Origin of the sequence: Bradyrhizobium sp. BR 1433, from assembly GCF_051547665.1 — a bacterium.
In the GTDB taxonomy this organism is placed as follows: domain Bacteria; phylum Pseudomonadota; class Alphaproteobacteria; order Rhizobiales; family Xanthobacteraceae; genus Bradyrhizobium; species Bradyrhizobium australafricanum.
In genome coordinates, this window is sequence record NZ_JBPUGG010000001.1 from 1389556 (window position 1) to 1410641 (window position 21086).

Annotated in this window: 19 protein-coding genes, 1 tRNA gene and 1 pseudogene; 7 read left to right on the forward strand and 14 right to left on the reverse strand. The window is 64.8% G+C overall.

What is annotated here, in order from left to right; translation table 11 throughout:
* The 4 genes from secE to ACSKB9_RS07085 form a co-directional block, all read right to left on the reverse strand.
* Complete coding sequence (secE, locus tag ACSKB9_RS07070) at window positions 1–192, reverse strand: preprotein translocase subunit SecE (protein ID WP_028335448.1); 192 nt, start codon at window positions 190–192, stop codon at window positions 1–3.
* A 335-nt stretch (window positions 193–527) separates the two neighbouring features.
* Window positions 528–1346 (reverse strand): ATP-binding protein, encoded by an 819-nt coding sequence (locus ACSKB9_RS07075; RefSeq protein ID WP_438072200.1) that lies wholly within the window; start codon window positions 1344–1346, stop codon window positions 528–530.
* Window positions 1347–1351: 5 nt separating this feature from the next.
* Window positions 1352–1864, reverse strand: a complete 513-nt coding sequence (locus ACSKB9_RS07080) for a hypothetical protein (RefSeq protein ID WP_438072202.1) — start codon at window positions 1862–1864, stop codon at window positions 1352–1354.
* The gene (locus ACSKB9_RS07085) at window positions 1861–2607 is read right to left on the reverse strand and encodes a response regulator (protein WP_438072203.1); all 747 of its coding nucleotides are present in this window, start codon (window positions 2605–2607) and stop codon (window positions 1861–1863) included. Before ACSKB9_RS07085 ends, ACSKB9_RS07080 begins: the two co-directional genes overlap by 4 nt.
* 204 nt (window positions 2608–2811) lie before the next feature.
* Between ACSKB9_RS07085 and ACSKB9_RS07090 the strand changes: the two genes are divergently transcribed.
* Complete coding sequence (locus ACSKB9_RS07090; protein ID WP_438072205.1) at window positions 2812–3645, forward strand: DUF3313 domain-containing protein; 834 nt, start codon at window positions 2812–2814, stop codon at window positions 3643–3645.
* A gap of 5 nt (window positions 3646–3650) precedes the next feature.
* Here the strand turns inward: ACSKB9_RS07090 and ACSKB9_RS07095 are convergent, their stop codons facing one another.
* Together ACSKB9_RS07095 and ACSKB9_RS07100 are read right to left on the reverse strand one after the other, a co-directional pair.
* Window positions 3651–5264 (reverse strand): acyl-CoA synthetase, encoded by a 1614-nt coding sequence (locus ACSKB9_RS07095; protein ID WP_438072206.1) that lies wholly within the window; start codon window positions 5262–5264, stop codon window positions 3651–3653.
* 61 nt (window positions 5265–5325) lie between these two features.
* A complete protein-coding gene (locus tag ACSKB9_RS07100) occupies window positions 5326–6090 on the reverse strand; it encodes a FadR/GntR family transcriptional regulator (RefSeq protein WP_018272155.1) in 765 nt (254 codons plus the stop codon).
* A gap of 184 nt (window positions 6091–6274) precedes the next feature.
* Between ACSKB9_RS07100 and ACSKB9_RS07105 the strand changes: the two genes are divergently transcribed.
* Window positions 6275–7480, forward strand: a complete 1206-nt coding sequence (locus tag ACSKB9_RS07105) for an ABC transporter substrate-binding protein (protein WP_438072208.1) — start codon at window positions 6275–6277, stop codon at window positions 7478–7480.
* Window positions 7481–7544: 64 nt separating this feature from the next.
* On the opposite strand, the gene ACSKB9_RS07110 is transcribed toward ACSKB9_RS07105, so the two are convergent.
* A tRNA-Trp gene (locus ACSKB9_RS07110) sits at window positions 7545–7620 on the reverse strand.
* A gap of 180 nt (window positions 7621–7800) precedes the next feature.
* Between ACSKB9_RS07110 and ACSKB9_RS07115 the strand changes: the two genes are divergently transcribed.
* Window positions 7801–9024 (forward strand): serine hydrolase domain-containing protein, encoded by a 1224-nt coding sequence (locus ACSKB9_RS07115; protein WP_438072210.1) that lies wholly within the window; start codon window positions 7801–7803, stop codon window positions 9022–9024.
* A gap of 178 nt (window positions 9025–9202) precedes the next feature.
* Here ACSKB9_RS07115 and ACSKB9_RS07120 read toward each other — a convergent pair whose 3' ends face one another.
* Window positions 9203–9970: an SDR family NAD(P)-dependent oxidoreductase gene (locus tag ACSKB9_RS07120; RefSeq protein WP_026192903.1), complete on the reverse strand. Its 768-nt coding sequence runs from the start codon at window positions 9968–9970 to the stop codon at window positions 9203–9205.
* 117 nt (window positions 9971–10087) lie between these two features.
* Window positions 10088–10795: a histidine phosphatase family protein gene (locus ACSKB9_RS07125; protein WP_438072212.1), complete on the reverse strand. Its 708-nt coding sequence runs from the start codon at window positions 10793–10795 to the stop codon at window positions 10088–10090.
* A 152-nt stretch (window positions 10796–10947) separates the two neighbouring features.
* Here ACSKB9_RS07125 and ACSKB9_RS07130 point away from each other — a divergent pair, with 152 nt between their 5' ends.
* Entirely contained in the window at window positions 10948–11733 is a 786-nt protein-coding gene (locus ACSKB9_RS07130; protein ID WP_304495821.1) for an SDR family NAD(P)-dependent oxidoreductase, read from the forward strand.
* Window positions 11734–12522: 789 nt separating this feature from the next.
* Window positions 12523–13693: pseudogene (gene argE, locus ACSKB9_RS07135) on the forward strand (acetylornithine deacetylase).
* A 145-nt stretch (window positions 13694–13838) separates the two neighbouring features.
* Here the strand turns inward: argE and ACSKB9_RS07140 are convergent.
* The 3 genes from ACSKB9_RS07140 to ACSKB9_RS07150 all read right to left on the reverse strand — a co-directional run bounded on the left by ACSKB9_RS07140 (window position 13839) and on the right by ACSKB9_RS07150 (window position 17447).
* Window positions 13839–14753, reverse strand: a complete 915-nt coding sequence (locus ACSKB9_RS07140; protein WP_141342957.1) for a DMT family transporter — start codon at window positions 14751–14753, stop codon at window positions 13839–13841.
* 268 nt (window positions 14754–15021) lie between these two features.
* Window positions 15022–16080, reverse strand: coding sequence for a phosphotransferase family protein (locus ACSKB9_RS07145; protein ID WP_253639617.1), 1059 nt, complete (start codon window positions 16078–16080; stop codon window positions 15022–15024).
* Between the two features lie 134 nt (window positions 16081–16214).
* A complete protein-coding gene (locus ACSKB9_RS07150; RefSeq protein ID WP_438072215.1) occupies window positions 16215–17447 on the reverse strand; it encodes an acyl-CoA dehydrogenase family protein in 1233 nt (410 codons plus the stop codon).
* 316 nt (window positions 17448–17763) lie between these two features.
* On the opposite strand from ACSKB9_RS07150, the gene ACSKB9_RS07155 reads away from it, so the two are divergent.
* Window positions 17764–18453 (forward strand): TetR/AcrR family transcriptional regulator, encoded by a 690-nt coding sequence (locus ACSKB9_RS07155; RefSeq protein ID WP_438072217.1) that lies wholly within the window; start codon window positions 17764–17766, stop codon window positions 18451–18453.
* A 238-nt stretch (window positions 18454–18691) separates the two neighbouring features.
* Here the strand turns inward: ACSKB9_RS07155 and ACSKB9_RS07160 are convergent, their stop codons facing one another.
* Together ACSKB9_RS07160 and ACSKB9_RS07165 are read right to left on the reverse strand one after the other, a co-directional pair.
* The gene (locus tag ACSKB9_RS07160; protein WP_438072219.1) at window positions 18692–19087 is read right to left on the reverse strand and encodes a RidA family protein; all 396 of its coding nucleotides are present in this window, start codon (window positions 19085–19087) and stop codon (window positions 18692–18694) included.
* Window positions 19088–19334: 247 nt separating this feature from the next.
* Window positions 19335–20561 (reverse strand): CaiB/BaiF CoA transferase family protein, encoded by a 1227-nt coding sequence (locus tag ACSKB9_RS07165; protein ID WP_438072221.1) that lies wholly within the window; start codon window positions 20559–20561, stop codon window positions 19335–19337.
* Window positions 20562–20837: 276 nt separating this feature from the next.
* On the opposite strand from ACSKB9_RS07165, the gene ACSKB9_RS07170 reads away from it, so the two are divergent.
* Complete coding sequence (locus ACSKB9_RS07170; RefSeq protein WP_438072223.1) at window positions 20838–21083, forward strand: hypothetical protein; 246 nt, start codon at window positions 20838–20840, stop codon at window positions 21081–21083.
* Window positions 21084–21086: the final 3 nt, after the last annotated feature.

Here is a 21086-nt window from a genome sequence, read left to right on the forward strand (position 1 = left end):
TCAGTGGATGCCCAGTATCAGGGTAATCAGATAGCGGATGATCTGATCTGCGGCGAAGAAGAAGACCGAGGCCAGCGCCACCATCACGAACACCATGATGGTGGTAATGGTCGTCTCGCGGCGCGTCGGCCAGGTGACCTTGGCGGTCTCCGAGCGCACTTCCTGCAGGAATTTGAACGGGCTGAAAGCCATCGTGAGATCCGCGTCCGTTACCGGACGATTGCAACGTTTCAAGGAATCCGAACAGCCGACCTTGCGGACCCAGCCCTCGTTTGGAAGGTTGAGCCGATAAACGAGCTCGAATGTTTGGGGAATTAGGCCGCGCCGGATATCCGCCATCAAAGCGGGCCGGCTGCGAGTGGCGAGTATCTACTGCGAGACCGGCCAAACGTCAAGGTCGGCGGGGTCGGGTCCGGCTCCGCCCGGTTCGGGCAGATCGGGCATTGGTCTCTCCAAATCAAGGGCTTAGCCGGCGCCCTGCGATCCCCTGGCGTCCTGGCGCGATCAGCGTCGTTGGTCTCGCCCCTCTAGGCCAGGCCGGGTTTTGGCGGCAGCAGCATCGATACGAGCAGTCCGCTCGGCTCCCGCAGCCTCAACGCGATGCTGCCGCCATGGCGCTTGGCGATATCCTGCGCGATCGATAGCCCCAGCCCGAAGCCCCCCTCCTGCCGGGCGCTGTCGGCCTTGAAGAAGGGCTCGAATACCTTGTCGTGCAGCGCAGGTGGGATGCCCGGACCGTCGTCCGCCACCTCGATCTCGATGTGGCCGGCCTCCATGGGGCGAAGCGTCACCACGACCTTGCTGCCGTGCTTGACCGCATTCTCCACGATATTGGTGACGGCGCGCGACAGCGCGCGGGGCCGGCAGGCATAAGGCAGACGCGCCGTCCCAGCATAGGATACCGCGTGGCCCATGTCGGCGAAGTCCGAACAGATGGTCTGCAGGAAGCTCGGCAGGTCGATGAACGACGCCGCCTCCGAGCGGGCATCCTCGCGCAGATACTCCAGGGTCTCGTTGATCATGCGCGTCATCTTGGCGATATCGCCCAGCATCGCCGGGCGCAGGGTGTCGTCGCCGACGCGCTCGGTACGCAGCCTGAGCCGGGTCAGCGGCGTCCGCAGGTCATGACTGATGGCGGCGAGCATGCGGGTGCGGTCGTCGAGCAGCGCTGCGATACGCGTGCGCATGTCGTTCAGCGCGTCGGCGACCTGGGCGATCTCGAGCGGACCGCGCCGGCGCAGCACCTCGGGAGCCCGCGGCGAGCGGCCGAACGAGGTCGCGGCACGCGCGACGTCGGCCAGCGGCGCGATCACCCAACGCACCGCATAGACCGACAGCAGCAGCATCGAGATCAGCACGATGATCGTCCCCCGGCCAGCGGGCGGAGCAAAGTAGACCAAAGGCCGCCTTTGAACGCAACGTCGGCCATCAGCGCGTGGCCATCGTCGAGTCTCACGATCACCTGTGACGACGAGCCTGCGGGATGGCGCAGATCCTCCATTAATTCAATTCCGGGCTCGGCAGCCAGTTGCCGGAACGCTCGCATGGAAAACGACCGCGTCTCTGCGGCTGTTCGAGGCACCAGTTCGCCCAAGGCGACGCGCCTGACGTCGAGACCGCCGCGCCTGGCTGCGGCCAGCAGTTCATCCGCGTCTGCCGGCGTCTTCGTGGAACGCACAAGCTGCGTGAGCTCCGCGACCCGCCCGGCAAGAAACTTCTGCGTGTCGGTGATCGAGGGAGAATCGAACAGAAAAATGATGGTCACCGCCGCGAGCGTGATGCCGATCAGTTCCGAGAGCGCGACGAGGCTCATGAGTTGCGCAGCGACGCTGCGCGGCATCAGCCGCTGCGCCCATCCCATCATATCTGCTCGACCGCAGGCGTGAAGAGGTAGCCGCCGAGCCGCACCGTCTTGATAATCGAGCGGTCCTTCGGATCCGGTTCGATCTTCTGCCTGATGCGGCTGATATGAACGTCGACGCTACGCTCGACTGAGGCGATCAGGCCGCCGAAGGCCTGCTCGATCAATTGCTCGCGTGACAGCACCTGCCCAGGATTGCGGCAGAACGCCAGCAGCAGATCGAACTCGGCACCGGTCAGCGTGATCCGGACGCCCGCGGGGTCATGCAGCTCACGGGTGGTGGGGTTGATGCGCCATCCGGCAAAGGTCAGCGGACGCGGCCGTGACCGCGACGTGGCGCCGCTCTCGACGCGGCGCAGCAGCGCCCGGATGCGGGCGACCAGTTCGCGCGAATTGAATGGCTTGGTGACGTAGTCGTCGGCACCGAGCTCGAGGCCGAGGATGCGGTCGATGTCCTCGCCGCGCGCGGTGACCATGATGATCGGAATCGAAGACGACATGCGCAGGCGCCGGCAGATGCTCAGCCCATCCTCGCCCGGCAGCATCACGTCGAGTACGACGAGATCAAAGCTCTCGCGCTTGAGCAGCGCATCCATCTCCACGGCCGAGCCGACCAGCACCGGCCTGAAGCCGTTGTCCTCAAGCACTTCGGCCAGCATGCGCGCGATATCGGCATCGTCCTCGACGCAGAGGATGCGTGCGTTGGTGACGGGGAAAGCCACGAGGTCGTATTCCAGGATTTGCATCACGGCATTTTAGAGGCCTCGGCCCCGGATGCGCAGTGCGCAAATATAGCGTTTTGTTAAGCCTGCACGGCCAAATGTGGCTCAAATAGGTCGCGCGGTTTCGCGAGCTACATCTGACTTAATATCTCTTAATCCCGACCCGGGCGGCCCTGCCCTATCGTGACGTGCGATCGTTCGTGGGGTGAGCGGTCGTTCGAGGGGTACATGAGAATCGAATTTCTGCCGGGCGCTGCGGTTGTGGTGGCGTTGTTGTCGGGCTGTGCCAGCGCACCGATGACGCGGGGCGGGTCACTGGCATCCTACGACAATCTCACGCCGTCCGACGGCGTGCTGGCGAAATCGCTGGTTCGCGTCAACAAGGACGAGGTCCTCGCTGCGAAGACGGTGCGGATCGTCCCGACGACCTTCTCGCAGGCAGCGTCGCCGACGCTGTCCCAGGAGCAGCGGCACCTGGTGGCCAACGCGATCGATCGTTCGCTGTGCGTCGGCCTGAGCGAGCGGCTGCAGGTTGTTGGTCCCGATCAGCCTGCGGATCTGTCCCTGCACGCGCTTGTCACCCAGGCGGCGCCCACCGACGAGGTCGCGGCGGGCACTTCCAAGGTGGTCAGCTTCCTGCCGAGCGCGCTCGGCGCGGGCGTGCCGGTGCCGGTGCCGCGGTTGCCGGTCGGGCTTGGCAGCCTGACCGTCGAAGCCGAGGTGCGCGATCAGGCCAGCCGCCAGCAGGCGGCGATGATCTGGGCCCGCGGGGCGAATTCTTTCACCAACTCGCCGATGGTCTCGAGCGCCGGTGACGCCTACGATCTCGCCCCTTCCTTCAGCGACGATTTCAGCAAGCTCGTCGTCACCGGCGCGACGCCATTCGGAAAGGCGCCGGAGCTGCCATCGTTCGACAAGATTGGCGCAACGCTCGGCGGCAAGCCGAAATACGCGGCCTGCGAGGCGTTCGGCCGCAGTCCCGGCCTGGTCGGCATGGCCGCCGGCAAGCTTGGTTTGCCGCCGGAATGGTCGGACAAGGCGCCGGCGACAGCCGGTCAATAGCTCGCCTATCCGGCAAAGCTCTTCTGCACCGCCTGATCGAGTGTGGCGCCGCCGACATAGCGCTGGCGCAGCTCGCGCTTGAGCAGCTTGCCGCTCGGGTTCTTCGGCAAGGCATCGACGAAGATGACTTGCTTCGGCACTTTGAAGTGGGCCATCGACGCCGCGCAGTGCTTGATGACGGCGTCCGCATCGAGGCTCTGGCCGGCCTTGACCACAACGATCGCGGTCACCGCCTCGATCCAGCGCGGATCCGGCAGCCCGACCACCGCGACCTCCGACACCGCCGGCAGGCGATAGATCATCTCCTCGACCTCGCGGCTCGCGACATTCTCGCCGCCGCTCTTGATCATGTCCTTCACGCGATCGACGACGGTGATGTAGCCACCGGCATCGATGGTCGCGAGATCGCCGGAATGAAACCAGCCGCCGGCGAACGCGGCCGCAGTCTTGACCGGATCGTTGTAATAGCCTGACAACAGATGCGGCGAGCGATGCACGATCTCGCCGACCTCCCCCACCCCGACGTCGGTCATATCAGGCCTGACCACCCGCGTCTCGACATTGATCGCGGGCTTGCCGGCCGAGCCTGCCTTCAGCAGCTGGTCCTCCGGCGTCAGCACGGTCGCGAGCGGCGCGATCTCGGTCTGGCCGTAGAAATTCCAGAACTTCACCTCGGGCAGCCGGCGCTGCAACTCGAGCAGCACCTCGACCGGCATGATCGAGGCGCCGTAATAGCCCTTGCGCAGGGTCGACAGGTCGGTGCGGTCGAACGCGCCCGAGCGCAGCATCGCGATCCAGATCGTCGGCGGCGCGAAGAACGAATTGATCTTGTGGGCCGCGATCAGCGCCAGGACATTGTCGGCCACCGGCTTGCCGGTAATGAGGCTGGTGGCGCCGAGATAGATCGCGGGGCCCAGGAAAACGTCGAGCTGCGCGCAGTGATAGAGCGGCAGCGCGTGCAGCACCGTGTCGTCCGTCGCCATGCCGCCGTCGATGATGCAGCTGACATACTGCCACATGACGGCTTCATGGGTGAGGATCGCGCCCTTCGGCAGCGACTCGGTGCCGCTGGTGTAGATGATCTGCGCGGGATCGCGGCTGTCCACCGACACCTCCGGCGCCGACGCGTCGCTGTGCAACAGGGTGTCGAACGTCGTGATGCCTTCGGGCGCGGTGGCCAGGTCCTCGCCCGGCAGCCAGATCAGGGTCTCGACCGCCGAGCCCTTGGCAGCCGCAGCGTGCGCCGTCTCCACGAAATCGGGACCGACCGCGAGCAGCCTGGCGCCGGAATTGGCGAGGATGAAATTGATCTCGTCCGGATTGAGCATGAAGTTGATCGGCACCAGGATCGCGCCGATCCGGGCCACGGCAAAGCGCAGCGCCGCGAAGCCGTGCGAGTTGCGCGACAGCACCGCGACGCGATCGCCCTTGGCAACGCCGAGCGCGAGCAAGCCGCGCCCAAGCCGATTGCAGATCGCATCCATCTCCGCAAAGCTCCAGCTCACCGCGCCGCAGATCAGCGCGGTCTTGCCGGGGTAGCGCTTCGCCGACCGGCGCAACAGATCGCCGATGCTGTGCTCGCGGGCGCGCTGGATGGTTGCTTCGATGTCTCCGCTCATTTGTCCCTCCCGAATGTGCTTGTTTTCGTCTTGTCTTCGTCTTGTCTTGGCCGCGCCGTCGCTATTGCCGGGCGGCGTAAGCGTGTTCCATGTAGGTGTGCTCGACCGAGCGATCGAGCGAGGCGATCTTCTCGAAGCCGCGCCGCCAGTCCTGCAGGTGCCGCCGCGTCCACAGCACGCCGGCCTCCTTGTCGCGCCGCTTGATCGCGTCGAGCAGATGATGGTGCGCCTCGACCAGCCGCGCGCCGCCCTCAGGCACGCCGCCCACGATCATCTCGGTGGTCGGAAAGAACAGTTGCGCGGCGGGCTCGCGCGCCAGCTGCAGCACGCGGTTCTGCGAAGCCTTGGCCATCAGCACATGAAATTCTGCGTCGAGCTCGGCAAGCGCAGCGGGATTGCCGACGACAGCGGCGCTGCGCTCGAGATTGCCGGCGAGCTCGGCGATGTTCTCCTCGGTCGCGCGCTCCACCGCTCCCTCGACGCTCGCGACCTCCAGCGTCATCGAGGTCTCGAACAATTCGCGGAACGTCACCTCGTGCAGGATCAGCGCGCGGGACAGTCGCGTCGCGAGCTTGTTGTAGCGCGGCAGGCAGGCCTGCAGCCGGCGGCTGGAATCGCGGCGGATCAGCCCGCCCTCCTCGAGCACGCGAATGCCTTCGCGCACCGTCGAGCGGTTGACGCCGAACTGCGCAACCAGCTGCTGCTCGGTGCCGATCGGCTCGCCCGGCTTGATCCGGCCGTTGATGATCTCGCGTTCGATCGCGTCGGCGACCTTCTGATAGGCCGGCGCGACATCGATGCGCCGGAACAGCGGCGTGGTGGGCATCTTCAGCTCCCCCGGACCCCGATTGTCGTTTGTCGGACAAAGGATAGGCGAAGGCCCTGGGGGCGTCAAACGAACGATATCCGGCCTGATTGTCGCACCCAGGCGGTCATAATTGACACCGGAACCAGGCAAATCTAGCTTTGTCGGACAAACTGATAAGAACACCTCGGGGAGGCACACCATCATGAAATCCATCGTCACGAGTCTGTCCGCCGCCGGCCTGATCGCGGCTGTGCTGGCAGGGCCGGCGCTCGCCCAGCAGGCGCCACTCAAGATCGGTGTGCTCACGGATTTCCAGTCGGTCTATTCGGACATCGGCGGCGCCGGCAATGTCGAGGCCACCAAGATGGCAATCGAGGAATTCGGCGGGTCGATGTTCGGCAAGCCGATCGAGCTCGTCACCGCCGACGCCCTCAACAAGGCCGACGTCGCCGCCACCATCACCCGCAAATGGTACGAGGCCGAGAATGTCGACATGATCATCGACATGCCGACCTCGGCGACCGCGCTCGCCGGCATGGAGATGTCGAAGCAGTTCGAGAAGATCATGATCGTGACGGATGCGGCGAGCTCCGACATCACCGGCAAGTCCTGCTCGCCCTACACGCTGCACTGGACCTACGACACCTACGCCAACGCCCACACCGTCGGCAGCGCGATCGTGAAGAACGGCGGCGATACCTGGTTCTTCATCACCGCCGACTATCTGTTCGGCCATTCGATCGAGCGCGACACCGGCGACGTGGTCCGCGCCGCCGGCGGCAAGGTGCTCGGCAGCGCGCGGCATCCGCTCAACACGCCGGACTTCTCGTCCTTCCTGCTGCAGGCGCAGGCCTCGAAGGCCAAGATCATCGGCATGGCCAATGGCGGCGCCGACACCATCAACACCATCAAGCAGGCTTCCGAATTCGGCATCGTCGCGGGCGGGCAGAACCTCGCCGGCATCGTGATGTTCATCTCTGACATCCACAGCCTCGGGCTGAAGCTCGCGCAGGGCCTGATCATCACCGAGGCCTACTACTGGGACCTCAACGACCGCACCCGCGCCTTCGGCAAGCGCTTCTTCGAGCGCATGAAGCGGATGCCGACGATGAACCAGGCCGCGACCTACAGCGCCACCCTGCACTACCTCAACGCGGTGAAGGCCGCCGGCACCAAGGAGACCAAGCCGGTGCTGGCCAAGATGCGCGCGACCCCGGTCCGCGACGCCTTCACCGACAACGGCGTGGTGCGCGAGGACGGCCGCATGGTGCACTCGATGTTCCTGTTCGAGGTCAAGAAGCCCGAGGAATTGAAGGCGCCGTGGGATTACTACAAGGTGCTCGCCGAAGTGCCCGGCGACCAGGCGTTCCGGCCGCTGAAGGACGGCGGCTGCCCGCTCATCAAGTAGGCAAACATGATCATGGCCGGGGTCCGGGACCTCGGCCAAGACATTCAAATGATTGGGAAAAGGCTGGCAGGAGTGGCAGGGCTCGAACCTGCGACCCCCGGTTTTGGAGACCGGTGCTCTACCAATTGAGCTACACTCCTGCAGGGAACCCGCGTCGCCGCCGGTTCGCGCCGTTTCAAGCACAGGGCATGGCCGGTTTGCAAGGGCGAAGCGGTGAAGCTTCTGTTCATTGCAAAACTTCTGCGCCAGACTTCGGCGATCACCCCAAGATCACCCCATGCCGGCACCTCGCCGCAAGAATCAACAACCAGGGAGAGACCATGAACGCCCAAACCGCCACCAAGCACGCCGCCAGCCCAACCACCCCCTCTCTTCCCCTCGCCAAGCCCGAATCGATCGGATTGTCGAGCGCGCGGCTGCAGGCGATGTCCGACACCTTCCGCCGCGAGGTCGACAAGGGAACCGTGCCCGGCGTGACGGTGCTGGTGGCGCGGCGCGGCCAGATCGGCTGGTTCGACGCGATCGGCCGGCAAAGCCCGAGCGCCTCGGCGCCAATGGCCCATGACACGATCTTCCGCATCTTCTCGATGACCAAGCCGATCGTCTCGGTCGGCATCATGCAGCTGCTGGAGGACGGCCACTTCCTGCTCAACGACCCCGTCGCGAAATTCATCCCCGAATTCGCCGAGACGAAGGTCGGCGTCGACAACAACGGCAAGCTCGAGCTGGTACCCGTGCAGCGGCAGATGACGATCCAGGACCTGCTTCGTCACACGTCTGGGCTTACTTATGACCACACCGGCAACGGCCCGGTGCAGCAGCTCTACCAGCAGTCGCGGCTGCGCAGCCGCAAGATCACCAACGCCGAGCACGCCACCATGCTCGCCGGCATGCCGCTGGTCTGCCAGCCCGGCGCCGAGTGGAACTACAGCCGCTCCACCGACATCCTCGGCCGCATCATCGAGGTCGTCAGCGGCAAGACGCTCGGCGCGTACCTCACTGAGCACATCCTCTCGCCGCTGCAGATGACCGAGACCGCCTTCCACACCGGGGAAGCCAATGCCGGCCGCCTCGCCGAGGCCTTTGCCAACGATCCCTGGACCAACGAGAAGGTGCAGCTGTTCAACATGCTGGAAAAGCCGGCGATGGAATCCGGCGGCGGCGGACTGGTTTCGACCACGATGGACTATGCCCGCTTCGCGCAGATGCTGCTGAACGGCGGCTCGCTCGACGGCACCAGGATCATCGGCCGCAAGACGCTCGAATTCATGGCCTCCGATCACCTCGGCGCCGGCGTGACAATCCAGGGCACGCTGGTGTCGCCCGGCCACAGTTTCGGCCTCGGCTTCGCCGTGCGCATGCAGCAGGGCATCGCGCCGTTCTCCGGCTCGGTCGGCCAGTATTTCTGGAGCGGCATGGCCGGCACGTTCTTCTGGATCGATCCGAGCGAAGACCTGATCGCGGTCTTCATGATGCAGGGCCCGGGCCAGCGCGAATATACCCGCTCGCTGGTGCGCAACGGGGTGTATGCCGCGGTGGAGTGAGGCGAGCCGCCTCCCTCCTCATCCAAGACTGTCATCGCCCGGCTTGTCCGGGCGATCCAGTACGCCGCGGCCCATCGGCTCAATAATCACTGCCTCTGGAATACTGGATCACCCGCTTTCGCGGGTGATGACAGATACAGATTGAGTGCGTGGCACGCTTTGCGCACCAACGCCGGCGTCAGCTGATCGTCGCGCCGCCGTCGATCACGATTGTCTGGCCGGTCATGAAGTCGCCGGCCCGCGAGCCCATCATCACGGCGGCGCCCGCGATCTCGTCCGGCACGCCGATCCGCAGCAGCGGCGAGCGCGCGGTCGAGGCCTTCAGATTGTCCGGATTGTCCCACAGCGCCTTCGCAAAGTCGGTCTTGATCAGGCCGGGCGCGATGCAGTTCACGCGGATATTGTGCTTGCCGTATTCACAGGCGAGGTTGCGCGCGAGCTGCATGTCGGCAGCCTTCGAGATCGCGTAGGCGCCGAGGATGGTCGAGCCCTTCAGGCCGCCGATCGAGGACACGATGATGATCGAGCCGTCCTTGCGCTCGATCATCTGCGGCACCACCATCGAGATCAGCCAGTTGTTGGCGACGATGTTGTTGTCGAGGATCTTGCGGAACTGATCGTCGGAGATGCCGGCGAGCGGACCGTAATACGGGTTCGACGCCGCGTTGCAGACCAGCACGTCGATCTTGCCGAAGGCGCGGTTGCTCTCGTCGACCAGGTTCTGCAGGTTTTCCTTCGACGAGATGTTGGCCGCGATCGCAACCGCGGTGCCCTTGCCGTAGCTGTCGTTGATCTCCTTCGCCACCTGCTCGCAGACGTCAGCCTTGCGCGAGGAGATCACGACCTTGGCGCCGTGCTCGGCCATGCGCTCGGCGATCGCGCGTCCGATGCCGCGCGTCGAGCCGGTGATGACGGCGACTTTCCCCTTCATGTCGAACAAGGTCATGTTTCTCTCCCTGATGTTAAGTGTTCGTCTTAGCGTCATTCCGGAGCGACGCACCAGCGTCGAACCCGGAATCTCGAGATTCCGGGTCTGGTCCTTCGGACCATCCCGGAATGACGATCACGCAAGCTTGCTCGCCGGCCTGACTTCAGGCCCCGACGGCTGATGCATCGCGGCGTGGCGCGGATCGGCGATCCACGGCTGCTGGTTCACCATCGGCAGCCGCCAGGTCGACAGACCGGCGCTTGCGATGTGATCGAGCCGCGTCACCGAGACATTATCGATATCGAACGATAGCCCCCTGTCCGGCTGGCCGCCGAGCGCCAGCCCGACCGCGGCCTTGATGACGCCGCCGTGGCCGACGGCGATGATATTCCTGCCCGCTTCCGCGGCGGTGATCCGCACAATGGTGCGGCAGACGCGGGTGTAGAGATCCATGTAGCTCTCGCCGCCGGGCGCGGGATCGTTGACGTCGGCGAACCAGGCCGTACCCGGCGGACGACTGGCGAGAAACGCGGCGCGGTTCACACCCTGCCACTGGCCGAGATGCTGCTCGGCGAAGTCGCGTTCCTGCGTCATGCTTTCCGGCTTTGGAAACCCGGCAGCCCAGATCGCGTCCGCGGTCTTGTGCGTGCGCTTCAAATTGCTCGAATACCAGACCGCATCGCGCGGCAGCATCTTGGCGACCGCCTCGAACACTTCGAGATCGCCGGTGTCGCAGTCGATATCCTCCTGTCCGTAAATGTTGCCGCCGTCGCTGCGCACCGGCGCGTGGCGAACCCACCACCATCGCGTCACCGTCACGTCAGGCTTGTCTGGATTGGACATCGGATGAGCCCTTCAATAGTGTCCCGTCTCGCTGTACGTCACGCCGCACATCGTCTCAAGTGCTTCGGACGTTTGAAATTTTGTTTGAATTCCGTCGCGCGGCAGAGGCGCCACGGACCACCCGAACTAATCACGTGAACAGGGAGAAACTCATGGGCCGCCTCGAAGGCAAATCCGTCATCATCACCGGCGCTGGCAGCGGCATCGGCCGCGCCGCCTCACTGCTGTTCACCAGGGAAGGCGCCAAGCTGATCGCGGTCGATCGCACCGAGGGCGTGAACGAGACCGCCAAGCTGGTGCGCGATGCCGGCGGCACCGTCGAGGCCGTCACCGCCGATGCCGGCTCGGAGAGCGACGTGAAGGCCTTCATCGAGAAGGCGGTCTCGAAGTACGGCAAGCTCGACGCGATCTGGGCCAATGCCGGCGTCAGCGGCGGCCTCGTCCCGCTCGCCGACCAGACCGTCGAACATTGGCAGGAAGTGCTGCGCGTCAATCTGATCGGCCCGTTCCTCGCGATCAAGCATTCGATCCCGCATATGACCAAGCAGGGCTTTGGCTCGATCGTCTGCACCGCTTCCGTCGCGGGTCTGAAGTCGGGTGCCAGCGGACATCCCTACGGCGCGAGCAAGGCCGGCGTCATCAGCCTGGTGCAGACCACCGCCTACTCCCTTTCCGGCACCGGCGTGCGCATCAATGCGGTGTGCCCAGGCCTGATCGAAACCGGTATGACCAAGCCGGTGTTCGATCGCGCCAAGGAGCGCGGCACCCAGGACAAGATCGGCCAGCTCAATCCGCTCAAGCGCGCCGGCCAGCCGCACGAGCTCGCCGCGATGGGATTGTTCCTGGCAAGCGATGAAGCGTCATACGTCAACGGCCAGGCCATCCCGGTCGACGGCGGCCTCACCGCGTCGATGCCGTATACGGGCAAGCCGATCTAGCGAGGGCAGTCTCCAAGCCATCGTCCGCGGTGGCGCCGCATACACCAGCGTCGTCCCGGCGAAGGCCGGCACCCATACTCCGCGGCGGATGTCGTGAAAGGGAACTCTGTCGTTCCAGCAACGTGCAACAAAGACCATTCGTGGTCATGGGTCCTGGCTTTCGCCAGGACGACAGCGAATGTGTGGCGCGGCCTCCATCCACAATCGTCGTCCCTGCGAAAGCAGGGACCCATACTCCGCAGCCGGGGTTGTGAGCGGGACTCGCTCGTTCCAACGTCGCGCAACAATGACCATTGGTGGTGATGGGTCCCGGCCTTCGCCGGGACGACGGCAATGGATGGTCCTCGATTCATGATGACAAATGCGCGGTGTCATCACCTGCGCATACGCATGCGGGTGATCCAGTACTCCAGAGACGTCTGTGCTTGAGCCGAGAGGCCGCGGCGTACCGGATCGCCCGGTCCGAGCCGGGCGATGACAGCCGAGAATGGGAACAGTTTCGCATTCTCGCGACATGAATTGCCCGAGTCTTGCCTTTCGTTCCGCTCCAGGTCCGCGCAACCGCGCGACCCGATGATAAACTTCACGAAACCCATCATCTCACCGCGCGGATATATCAGATGGGTTTCGCTTCGCTCTACCCATCTACACGCCTGGACCTCCAATAACCGCTGGCAACGGTCCGAATATTGCTTGGCCTCGGCAGGCCCACCAGCTGTTATACTTCGCTGGCAGGATCGCCCGCACACTCGTAGTTCCTCGCACAATCCCCTCGCAAACGAACAGGCAATGCAAAATCAACGTCCCGACCGCATCCGCAAGCTCTTGGCCGACCTCGTCGCCTTCGACACCGTCAGCGACCGCAGCAATCTGCCCCTGATCGACTACATCGAGCGCTACCTCGCCTCGCTTGGCCTCACGGGACAGCGCATCGTCGATGAAACCGGGCAGAAGTCCTCGTTGTGGGTCACGGTCGGCCCCGAGGACAAGGCCGGACTGGTGCTGTCGGGGCATACCGATGTCGTGCCGGTTGTGGGACAGGACTGGAGCCACAACCCGTTCGAGCTCGTCGAGCGCGACGGCCGGCTGTACGGCCGCGGCACCACCGACATGAAGGGCTTTGTCGCCGTCTGCCTCGCGATGGTTCCCGAGATGCTCGCGGCCGATCTGAAGACGCCGATCAATCTTGCCATCTCCTATGACGAGGAGATCGGTTGCGTCGGCGTGCGTCCGATGCTGCGCGAGGTCGCGCGCAAGCCGATCAAGCCGCTCGGCTGTTTCGTCGGCGAGCCGACCCAGATGCAGGTGATCATCGGTCACAAGGGCAAGCATGGCGTGCGCGCCACGTTCCGCGGGCTCGCCCGCCACTCCTCGATCGCGCCCGACGGCGTCAACGCCATCGAATATGCCGCCGACCTGATCGCCGAAATCCGCCGCCGCGCCGTGCTGCTGGCGGCGGATGCCGAGCGAGACAGCCTCTACGATGTCCCGCACTCGACCCTGCTCACCAGCATCGTGCATGGCGGCGCCGCGCTGAACATCGTGCCGGACCAATGCGTGGTGGAATTCGAGTGCCGCGGCATCGGCATCACCGAGTTCGAGAGAGGTGACGGACGCGATCACCGCCTGGGCCAAGGCCGAGATCGAGCCTGACATGCGCAAGCGGCATCCGGACTGCGGCATCGACTTCGAGGAGATCCTCGACTACCCCGCACTCGACACCGCGGCGGACGCCGCCATCGTCACGCTCGCCAAGCAATTTGCCGGCCGCAACGACCACGCCAAGGTCGCCTTCGGCACCGAGGCCAGCCTATTCGTCAGCATGGCGGATGTGCCGTCCGTCGTGGTCGGCCCCGGCTCGATCGCACAGGCGCATACGCCGGATGAATTCGTCGAGATGTCGCAGCTCGAGGCCTGCGGAAGATTCGTCGCGCGGCTGATCGCGCATTGCGCGGAGTGATTTGCAAATGATTGCGTAGGATGGGTAGAGCGAAGCGAAACCCATCACCTCGTATCCGCGGCGCCATGATGGGTATCGCTTCCGCCTTCGCTCTTCGAGCTACGGCGGACAAGGCGCTCCACCCATCCTACGGATCACGGATGCCTCACAGCCCATCCGGCGGCAGGCCCGGTCCGGTCGCGGCCGGACGGAGCTTGTCGCGCTTGCGCTCGCGGTAGAAGGCATAGAGGCCGGAGGCCACGATGATCGCGGCGCCCGCGAGCATTGGACCGTCGGGCTTGTGGCCGAAGGCGAGATAGCCCGTCAGCATCGCCCACGGCAGCGCGGTATAGCGGAACGGCGCCACCGCCGAGATGTCGCCGGTGCGCAGCGACACGATGATGCACTGATAACCGATCAGGATCAGGACCGCGGCCAATATGAGCAGGCCGAGCGCGGTGCCGGACGGCGGCCGCCAGCCGCCGAGCGGGACAAGGACGACAGCACCCGCTGTCGTCACGGTCACGGTGGTGAGCAGCGTGATGAACACGGTCGGCAGCTCTTTCGGGATACGGCGGGTGGCGAGATCGCGCACCGCGCAGAAGCCGACCGACGCCAGCGCCAAGAGCGCAGCCTGGCTAAAGCCTTCCGCACCGGGCCGAACGATGACGAGGACGCCGATGAAGCCGGCGGCGATCGCGAGCCATCGCCGCCAGCCGACCGGCTCGCCGAACACCAGCGCCGCGCCGAGCGTGATCACCAGCGGCAGCGCCTGGAAGATCGCCGAGGCGTTGGCGAGCGGAATCTGCGCGATCGCCGAGAGATAGGTCAGCGTGCCGCCGATCTCGCCAAGAACCCGCAGCCCGACCGGCCAGATCAGCAGGACGCTGAAACTGCGCAGCGCGTCGCGGTACCAGGCGAGCGCCGCGACCAGCACCATCGCGACCAGGCCGCGCACCAGCAGGATCTCGCCGATGTTGAGCTCCGCCGACACCGCCTTGGTGATGGTGTCGTTGACCGTGAAGCTGGCCATGGCCGCAGCCATGAACAGGCTGCCGCGAAGATTGGAGGAAAGGGTCAAAATGAAGATGTCCGATCAGGACCAGGGCGGGCGTTGACCGGACTGACTTGCCAAAGCGGCAGCGCGAACTCAAGTCACAGATGGCTACAATGCGGAAACATGCCGCACCTTGCAGCGGCGGCGCCGCATCAACGACAAATGTGTTTGCGGAGACTCCCCTCACGCGGATCGCATCTGGCGATGCGATCCTACCTCTCCCCGCAGGCGGGGCGAGGTGAAGCGGACGCAAGGCGGCGCGAACCCTGCGGGATCGCGCCGCTTTCCTGGATCAGGTTGCGCCGGCCTTCTGCGCGTATTCCCATGACGCCTGCGACAGCGGCACGGTGCGCTTGGCCGACTCGAGGGCCTTGGCATTCGCCGCGGTGCCGTCGCGAACCCGGCCCGCGATGCCCTGCGTGATGCCGGCAAGACGGAACAGATTGTAGGAGAAATACCAGTTCAGGTCCGGCACCGGGATGCCGGTCACGTCGCAATAGATCTGCGCCGCCTCGTCCTGGCTCGGAATGTTCAATGCCTTGAGGTCGGCATTGACGAGGCCCGGCATGGTCCACTGCATCAGGAGGTAGGTGAAGTCGGCCATGGGATCGCCGAGCGTCGACAATTCCCAGTCGAGCACCGCCTGCACCCGCGGCTCGGTGGCGTGGAAGATCATGTTGTCGAGGCGATAGTCGCCATGGACGATCGAGACGCGCTTCTGCTCCGGAACGGTTTTCGGCAGCCACTCGGCGAGCTTCTCGAATTCGGGAATGTGCTGGGTTTCGGAGGCGCGGTACTGCTTGGTCCAGCGATCGACCTGCCGCGCAAAATAATTGCCGGGCTTGCCGAAGTCGCCGAGGCCGATCGTCTCGGGATTGAACAGATGAAGCTTGGCCAGCGTCTCGATCTTGCTGGCGAAGATCTTGCGGCGCGCATCGGGCTCCTGGCTCGGCAGCGTCGGATCCCAGAACACCCGCCCCTCCTCCATCGACATGATGTAGAAGGCCGAGCCGATCACGGCGTCGTCGGTGCACAGGGCGTAGGCTTTCGCGACCGGGAAATTTTGCTTGCCAAGCGCCGCGATCACGCGGAACTCGCGATCGACCGCATGCGCCGACGGCAACAATTTACCGAACGGCTTGCGCCGCATCACATAGTTGCGGCCGGGGGTCTCGAGCTTGTAGGTCGGGTTGGACTGGCCACCCTTGAACTGCAGGACCGTGAGCGGGCCCTGATAGCCTTCGACGTGTTCCCTCATCCAGGCGTCGAGACTGGCCTCGTTGATACGATGGCGCTCCTCGACTTCCCTTGTGCCGGAAAATTCTTCGTCTTTCCTGACGCCGTCCGCCACGATGACGCTCCCTCAACTCGATTTTTCAAGGAGCGCGTCGGGGCGCTCCCTCAATCAGGCTGGCACGCCAGCCTGATCTCTCTTTTCATTCTGAGCACGATGTGCGCGCGAACGCCATGCGTTCCGCATCATGCTCAGTGCGACGTGTTTGCATACTTCCGAAGTTCAAGTCTGGCAATGGCGCGATTGTGCACCTCGTCCGGACCGTCGGCGAGACGGAGCGTGCGGATGTGGGCATAGGCGCGGGCGAGGCCTGCGTCGTCGGAGACGCCGCCGCCGCCAAAGGCCTGAATCGCCTGGTCGATGATCTTCAGCGCCATGTTGGGAGCTGCGACCTTGATCATCGCGATCTCGGCCTGCGCGGTCTTGTTGCCGACCTTGTCCATCATATCGGCGGCCTTGAGGCAGAGCAGACGGTTCATCTCGATGTCGGTGCGGGCATCGCCGATGCGCTGCTCCCAGACCGAATGCTCGATGATCTTCTTGCCGAACGCGGTGCGCGAGGCGAGCCGCTTCACCATCTTCTCCAGCGCCTCCTCGGCCTGGCCGATGGTGCGCATGCAGTGATGGATGCGGCCCGGGCCGAGACGGCCTTGCGCGATCTCGAAGCCGCGGCCCTCGCCGAGCAGGATGTTCTCCTTCGGCACGCGGACGTTCTCGAGCAGCACCTGGGCGTGGCCGTGCGGCGCATCGTCGAAGCCGAACACCGGCAGCATCTTCTCGACCTTGATGCCGGGGGTGTCGAGCGGCACCAGGATCTGCGACTGCTGCTGATGCTTGGCGGCGTTGAAGTCGGTCTTGCCCATCAGGATCGCGATCTTGCAGCGGGGATCGCCGACGCCCGACGACCACCATTTGCGGCCGTTGATGACGTAGTGATCGCCGTCCTTCTCGATGCGGGTCTCGATGTTGGTGGCGTCGGACGAAGCCACCGCCGGCTCGGTCATCAGGAAGGCGGAGCGGATCTCGCCGTCCATCAGCGGGCGCAGCCATTTGCGCTTCTGCTCCTTGGTCCCGTAGCGGATGAACACTTCCATGTTGCCGGTATCGGGGGCGGAGCAGTTGAACACTTCCGAAGCCCAGGAGATGCGACCCATCTCTTCCGACAGCAGCGCGTATTCGAGATTGGTCAATCCCGCGCCGTGGAATTCATCGTCCTCATGCGAGGACGGCGGCATGAACATGTTCCAGAGGCCTTCGGCCTTCGCCTTCTTCTTCAGGTCCTCGAGGATCGGGATCACCTTCCAGCGCGGGCCCTCGGCGTCCTGCTTGTCGTAGATCGGCACGGCCGGGCGGACATGCGTTTTCATGAAAGCCTGAACGCGCTCCAGCCACTCCTTCTGCCTGGGCGACATCGTGAAATCCATGGGACGCTCCTCGTTTCCTAGACTTGGGCCACTCGCTTGGGCAGCAGCCATTTGTCGACATTGTTGACCCCGCCTCCGCGGCTCGCAAGGGCGTTCGCGGAAGGGCGGCGGTGGTGTGCCAGAACGCCGCCCCGCGATCCGCGGATTGACATTTCCGACCGTTCAAACGATAGTTTCATACAAATGTTTGAAATGCAACCTCGCGTTCGTCATTCCGGGGCAGCCCGCAGGGCTGAACCCGGAATCCGGAAATTGTGGAGCGAGATTCCGGGTTCGATGCCGCGCATCGCCCCGGAATGACCGGAGGCTCTCAGCCATGGCCAGCGACCAGACCCGATCCGCCATTCTCGCCGCCGCCGAGCGGCTCTATGCCGACCGCGGCTTCGGCGACGTCACGCTGCGCGACATCGTCGCGGAAGCGAACGTCAACCTCGCTGCGGTGAACTATCATTTCGGCTCCAAGGACGAATCGATCGCGGAGCTGTTCGTCACCCGCAGCATCCAGACCAACCGCGAGCGTCTCAACGAACTGCGGGCGGCGGAGGAAAAAGGCGGCGGCCGCGCCTCGATCGAGGACATCATGCGCGCCCTCGTCGGCCCCACCCTGCGCGGCTGCCTCGGGCCGGATCGCGAGGGCTCGACCGCGGCGCGCTTCATGATCCGCGCCTCGATCGAATCCGTGCCGCCGATCCGCCGCATCAAGAATCGCGAGGTCGATCACTTGCGCAAGTTCGCCGCGGCGATGCGCCGCGCGATGCCGGCCAGCAGCGACACCGAGCTCTATTGGGGCCTGCACTTCGCGCTCGCGATGGCGCACCACACCATCCGCGAGAAGGAACGCCTGCTGCGGCTGTCGGAAGGTAAATGCGACCTCGACGACGTCCGCGGCATCATCGACCGCGTGGTCACAGTCTCGGTGATGGCGCTGACGATGGGCGACGTACCGAGCAAGCCGGCCGCGCGGCCGGTCGCGATGCACGGTCGGCTGACGCGGCAGGATCTGTGAGACGTGCGCGACGAAGCCGGGCCGGATGACACCGGCGATGGGATTGCGCCCCCTCGCCCCGCTCTTGCGGGGAGAGGGTTGGGGTGAGGGAGCCGCTCCGCGCAGGCGGGTTGCAACCGAATTCGCGGAGACTCCGCCTCACCCGGATCGCATCTCACGATGCGATCCGGCCTCTCCCCGCACGCGGGGCGAGGTGACGCGAAGCCTGTTGCGCGATGCGAGACTATGCCGGCGCGCCCTACACCATCGCAATGCAATCGATCTCGACGTCGAACGGCCCGGTCCATTCCGGGATGCAGACGAAGATCCGCGCCGGCGGCTGCTGCGGGAAGTACCTTGCATAGACTGCATTGAAGGTTGTGAAGTGCTTTGCCGAGGTGCAAAACACGTTGCACTTCATCACATTGTCGAGCGTGGCGCCCGCAGCCTCGAGGCACTGCTTGAGCTGCTCCATGACCAGCTCGCTCTGCCGCTCGATCGACGCGCCGGCGGCGAACTCGCCGGTGGCGGGATCGAACGGCGGCAGGCCGGAGACGAAGATCATGTTGCCCGCACGTGTGACCGGCGACGCCGGCGCTTTCCAGCGCTCCAACCAGCTCGAGATCGGTTCGACGCGGACCACTTCCCGTTTCATGATTGGCACCTTCGATGAGGGATCGATGGCGCCAACCTAGCAGGTTGATGTCAATGATGCTTCGATGCTGGTCGAAGTGTACCAGCGACGGCCTCGCTGTCTCACCGTCATCCTGAGGAGGCCGCACAGCGGCCGTCTCGAAGGATCGACGGCCACCAGCGGGGCCGTGCATGCTTCGAGGCTCGCAAGAGCTCGCGCCTCAGGATGACGGAACGGTGGTCCGGAATACGCCGAAGTTGCTTCAGCGCTACAGGATCCCCTGCGCCTTCAGCCCCTCGACCTTGGCATCGTCATAGCCGATGGTCGCCAAAACGTCCTTGGTGTCGGCGCCGAGCAGCGGCGGGGCGCGGTAGTCGGTGATCGGCGTGCCCGAGAAGGTCAGCGCGTTGCGGATCAGCGACAGGTTCGGCTCGAAGGGATGGTCGACCTTGACCCGCATGCCGCGCGACTGCACGTGCTGATCGCTGAACACCTGCTCGAAATTGTTGATCGGGCCGGATGGCACGCCGGCCTCCTCCAGCTTCTCCAGCCAATAGGCCACCGGGTGCTTCAGGAACAGCCCGGCGAAGATCGCCATGATCTCCTTGCCGTGCACGACGCGGTCGTTGTTCTTGACGAAGCGCTTGTCGTTGGCGAGCTCGGGCTCGCCGAGCACGGCGCAGGTGCGCTGGAACTGGCCGTCATTGCCGACCACCAGCATCAGTTCGCCGTCGGTGCAGCGGAATACGCCGGCCGGCATGCCGCCATTGCCCCAGGTGCCGCGGCGCGGCGGGGTCTTGCCATTGACGAGGTAGATCTGCAGCCAGTGCGACAGCGATGCGATCACCGTGTCGAACAGGCAGACGTCGATATGCTGGCCTTCCCCGTTGTTGGCGTCGCGATGGTAGAGCGCCGAGAGGATGCCGATCGAGGTGTTCATGCCGGTCATGTAGTCGACGATCGAGGGGCCGACCTTCATCGGACCCTCGCCAGGCTCGCCGTCGATATGGCCGGTGACGCTCATCAACCCGCCCATCGCCTGCAGGATCGCATCATAGCCGGCGCGCGGCGCGTAAGGTCCGGTCTGGCCGAAACCTGTCACCGAGCAATAGACGATGCCGGGGTTGAGCTGCTTGATGGTCTCGTAGTCGAGGCCGTAGCGCTTGAGGTCGCCGACCTTGTAGTTCTCCATCATCACGTCCGCGGTCTTGGCGAGCTCGCGGATGATCGCCTGCCCTTCCGGCTTGGCGATATTGACGGTGACCGACTTCTTGTTGCGGTTGGCGCAGAGATAGAACGAGTTGTTGTTGTTCTGCTTGCCTTCGGGATCGGTGAGATAGGGCGGGCCGAAGGCGCGGGCGTCGTCGCCGCCGCCGGGCCGCTCGATCTTGATCACCTCGGCGCCGAGATCCGCCAGCATCTGGGCCGACAGCGGGCCCGCGAGCACCCGCGTCAGGTCGAGAATCTTGATGCCCGAGAGTGGCAGAGCCGACATGAACCTTCCTCCAAATCTTGCGATATCTTGATTATTCGGCGCCGACCTGCGTCCTGCCCGTGTCTTGAGCGCGCCAGAGCCTGCGGATACACCATTTTGGTGTCGCGAGCACTGCATTGTGGGCATGAAGCCATCCCCGGATGGCCTATGTGCGACGCACCGGCGGTATTTGGCCGGAACCGGCCGGCCCTGCCCCGATTGCCGCCACGCGAAATTGTGAAGATGGCCGACACCGATTTGCCTCAGCGTCAGCGGTATTTTGCCGCGGAGGAAAACATGCGGACGATCACGACGGTCGGGCTGCTGCTGACGCTGCTTGCGGTCGCGATGCCGGCGGTGGACGCGCGCGGCGGCCACGGCCATGGCGGCGGGCACAGTCACGGCATGCACGGCGGCGCCAATGGCGCCGGCGGATTTGCCGAGGACAGGCGCCACGGCAACGATGCCTATACCAAGGCAGCCTCGGATGAGGAGGACCGCCTGCTCAACAGCAAGCTGAAGAGCATCTGCCGCGGTTGCTGAGCA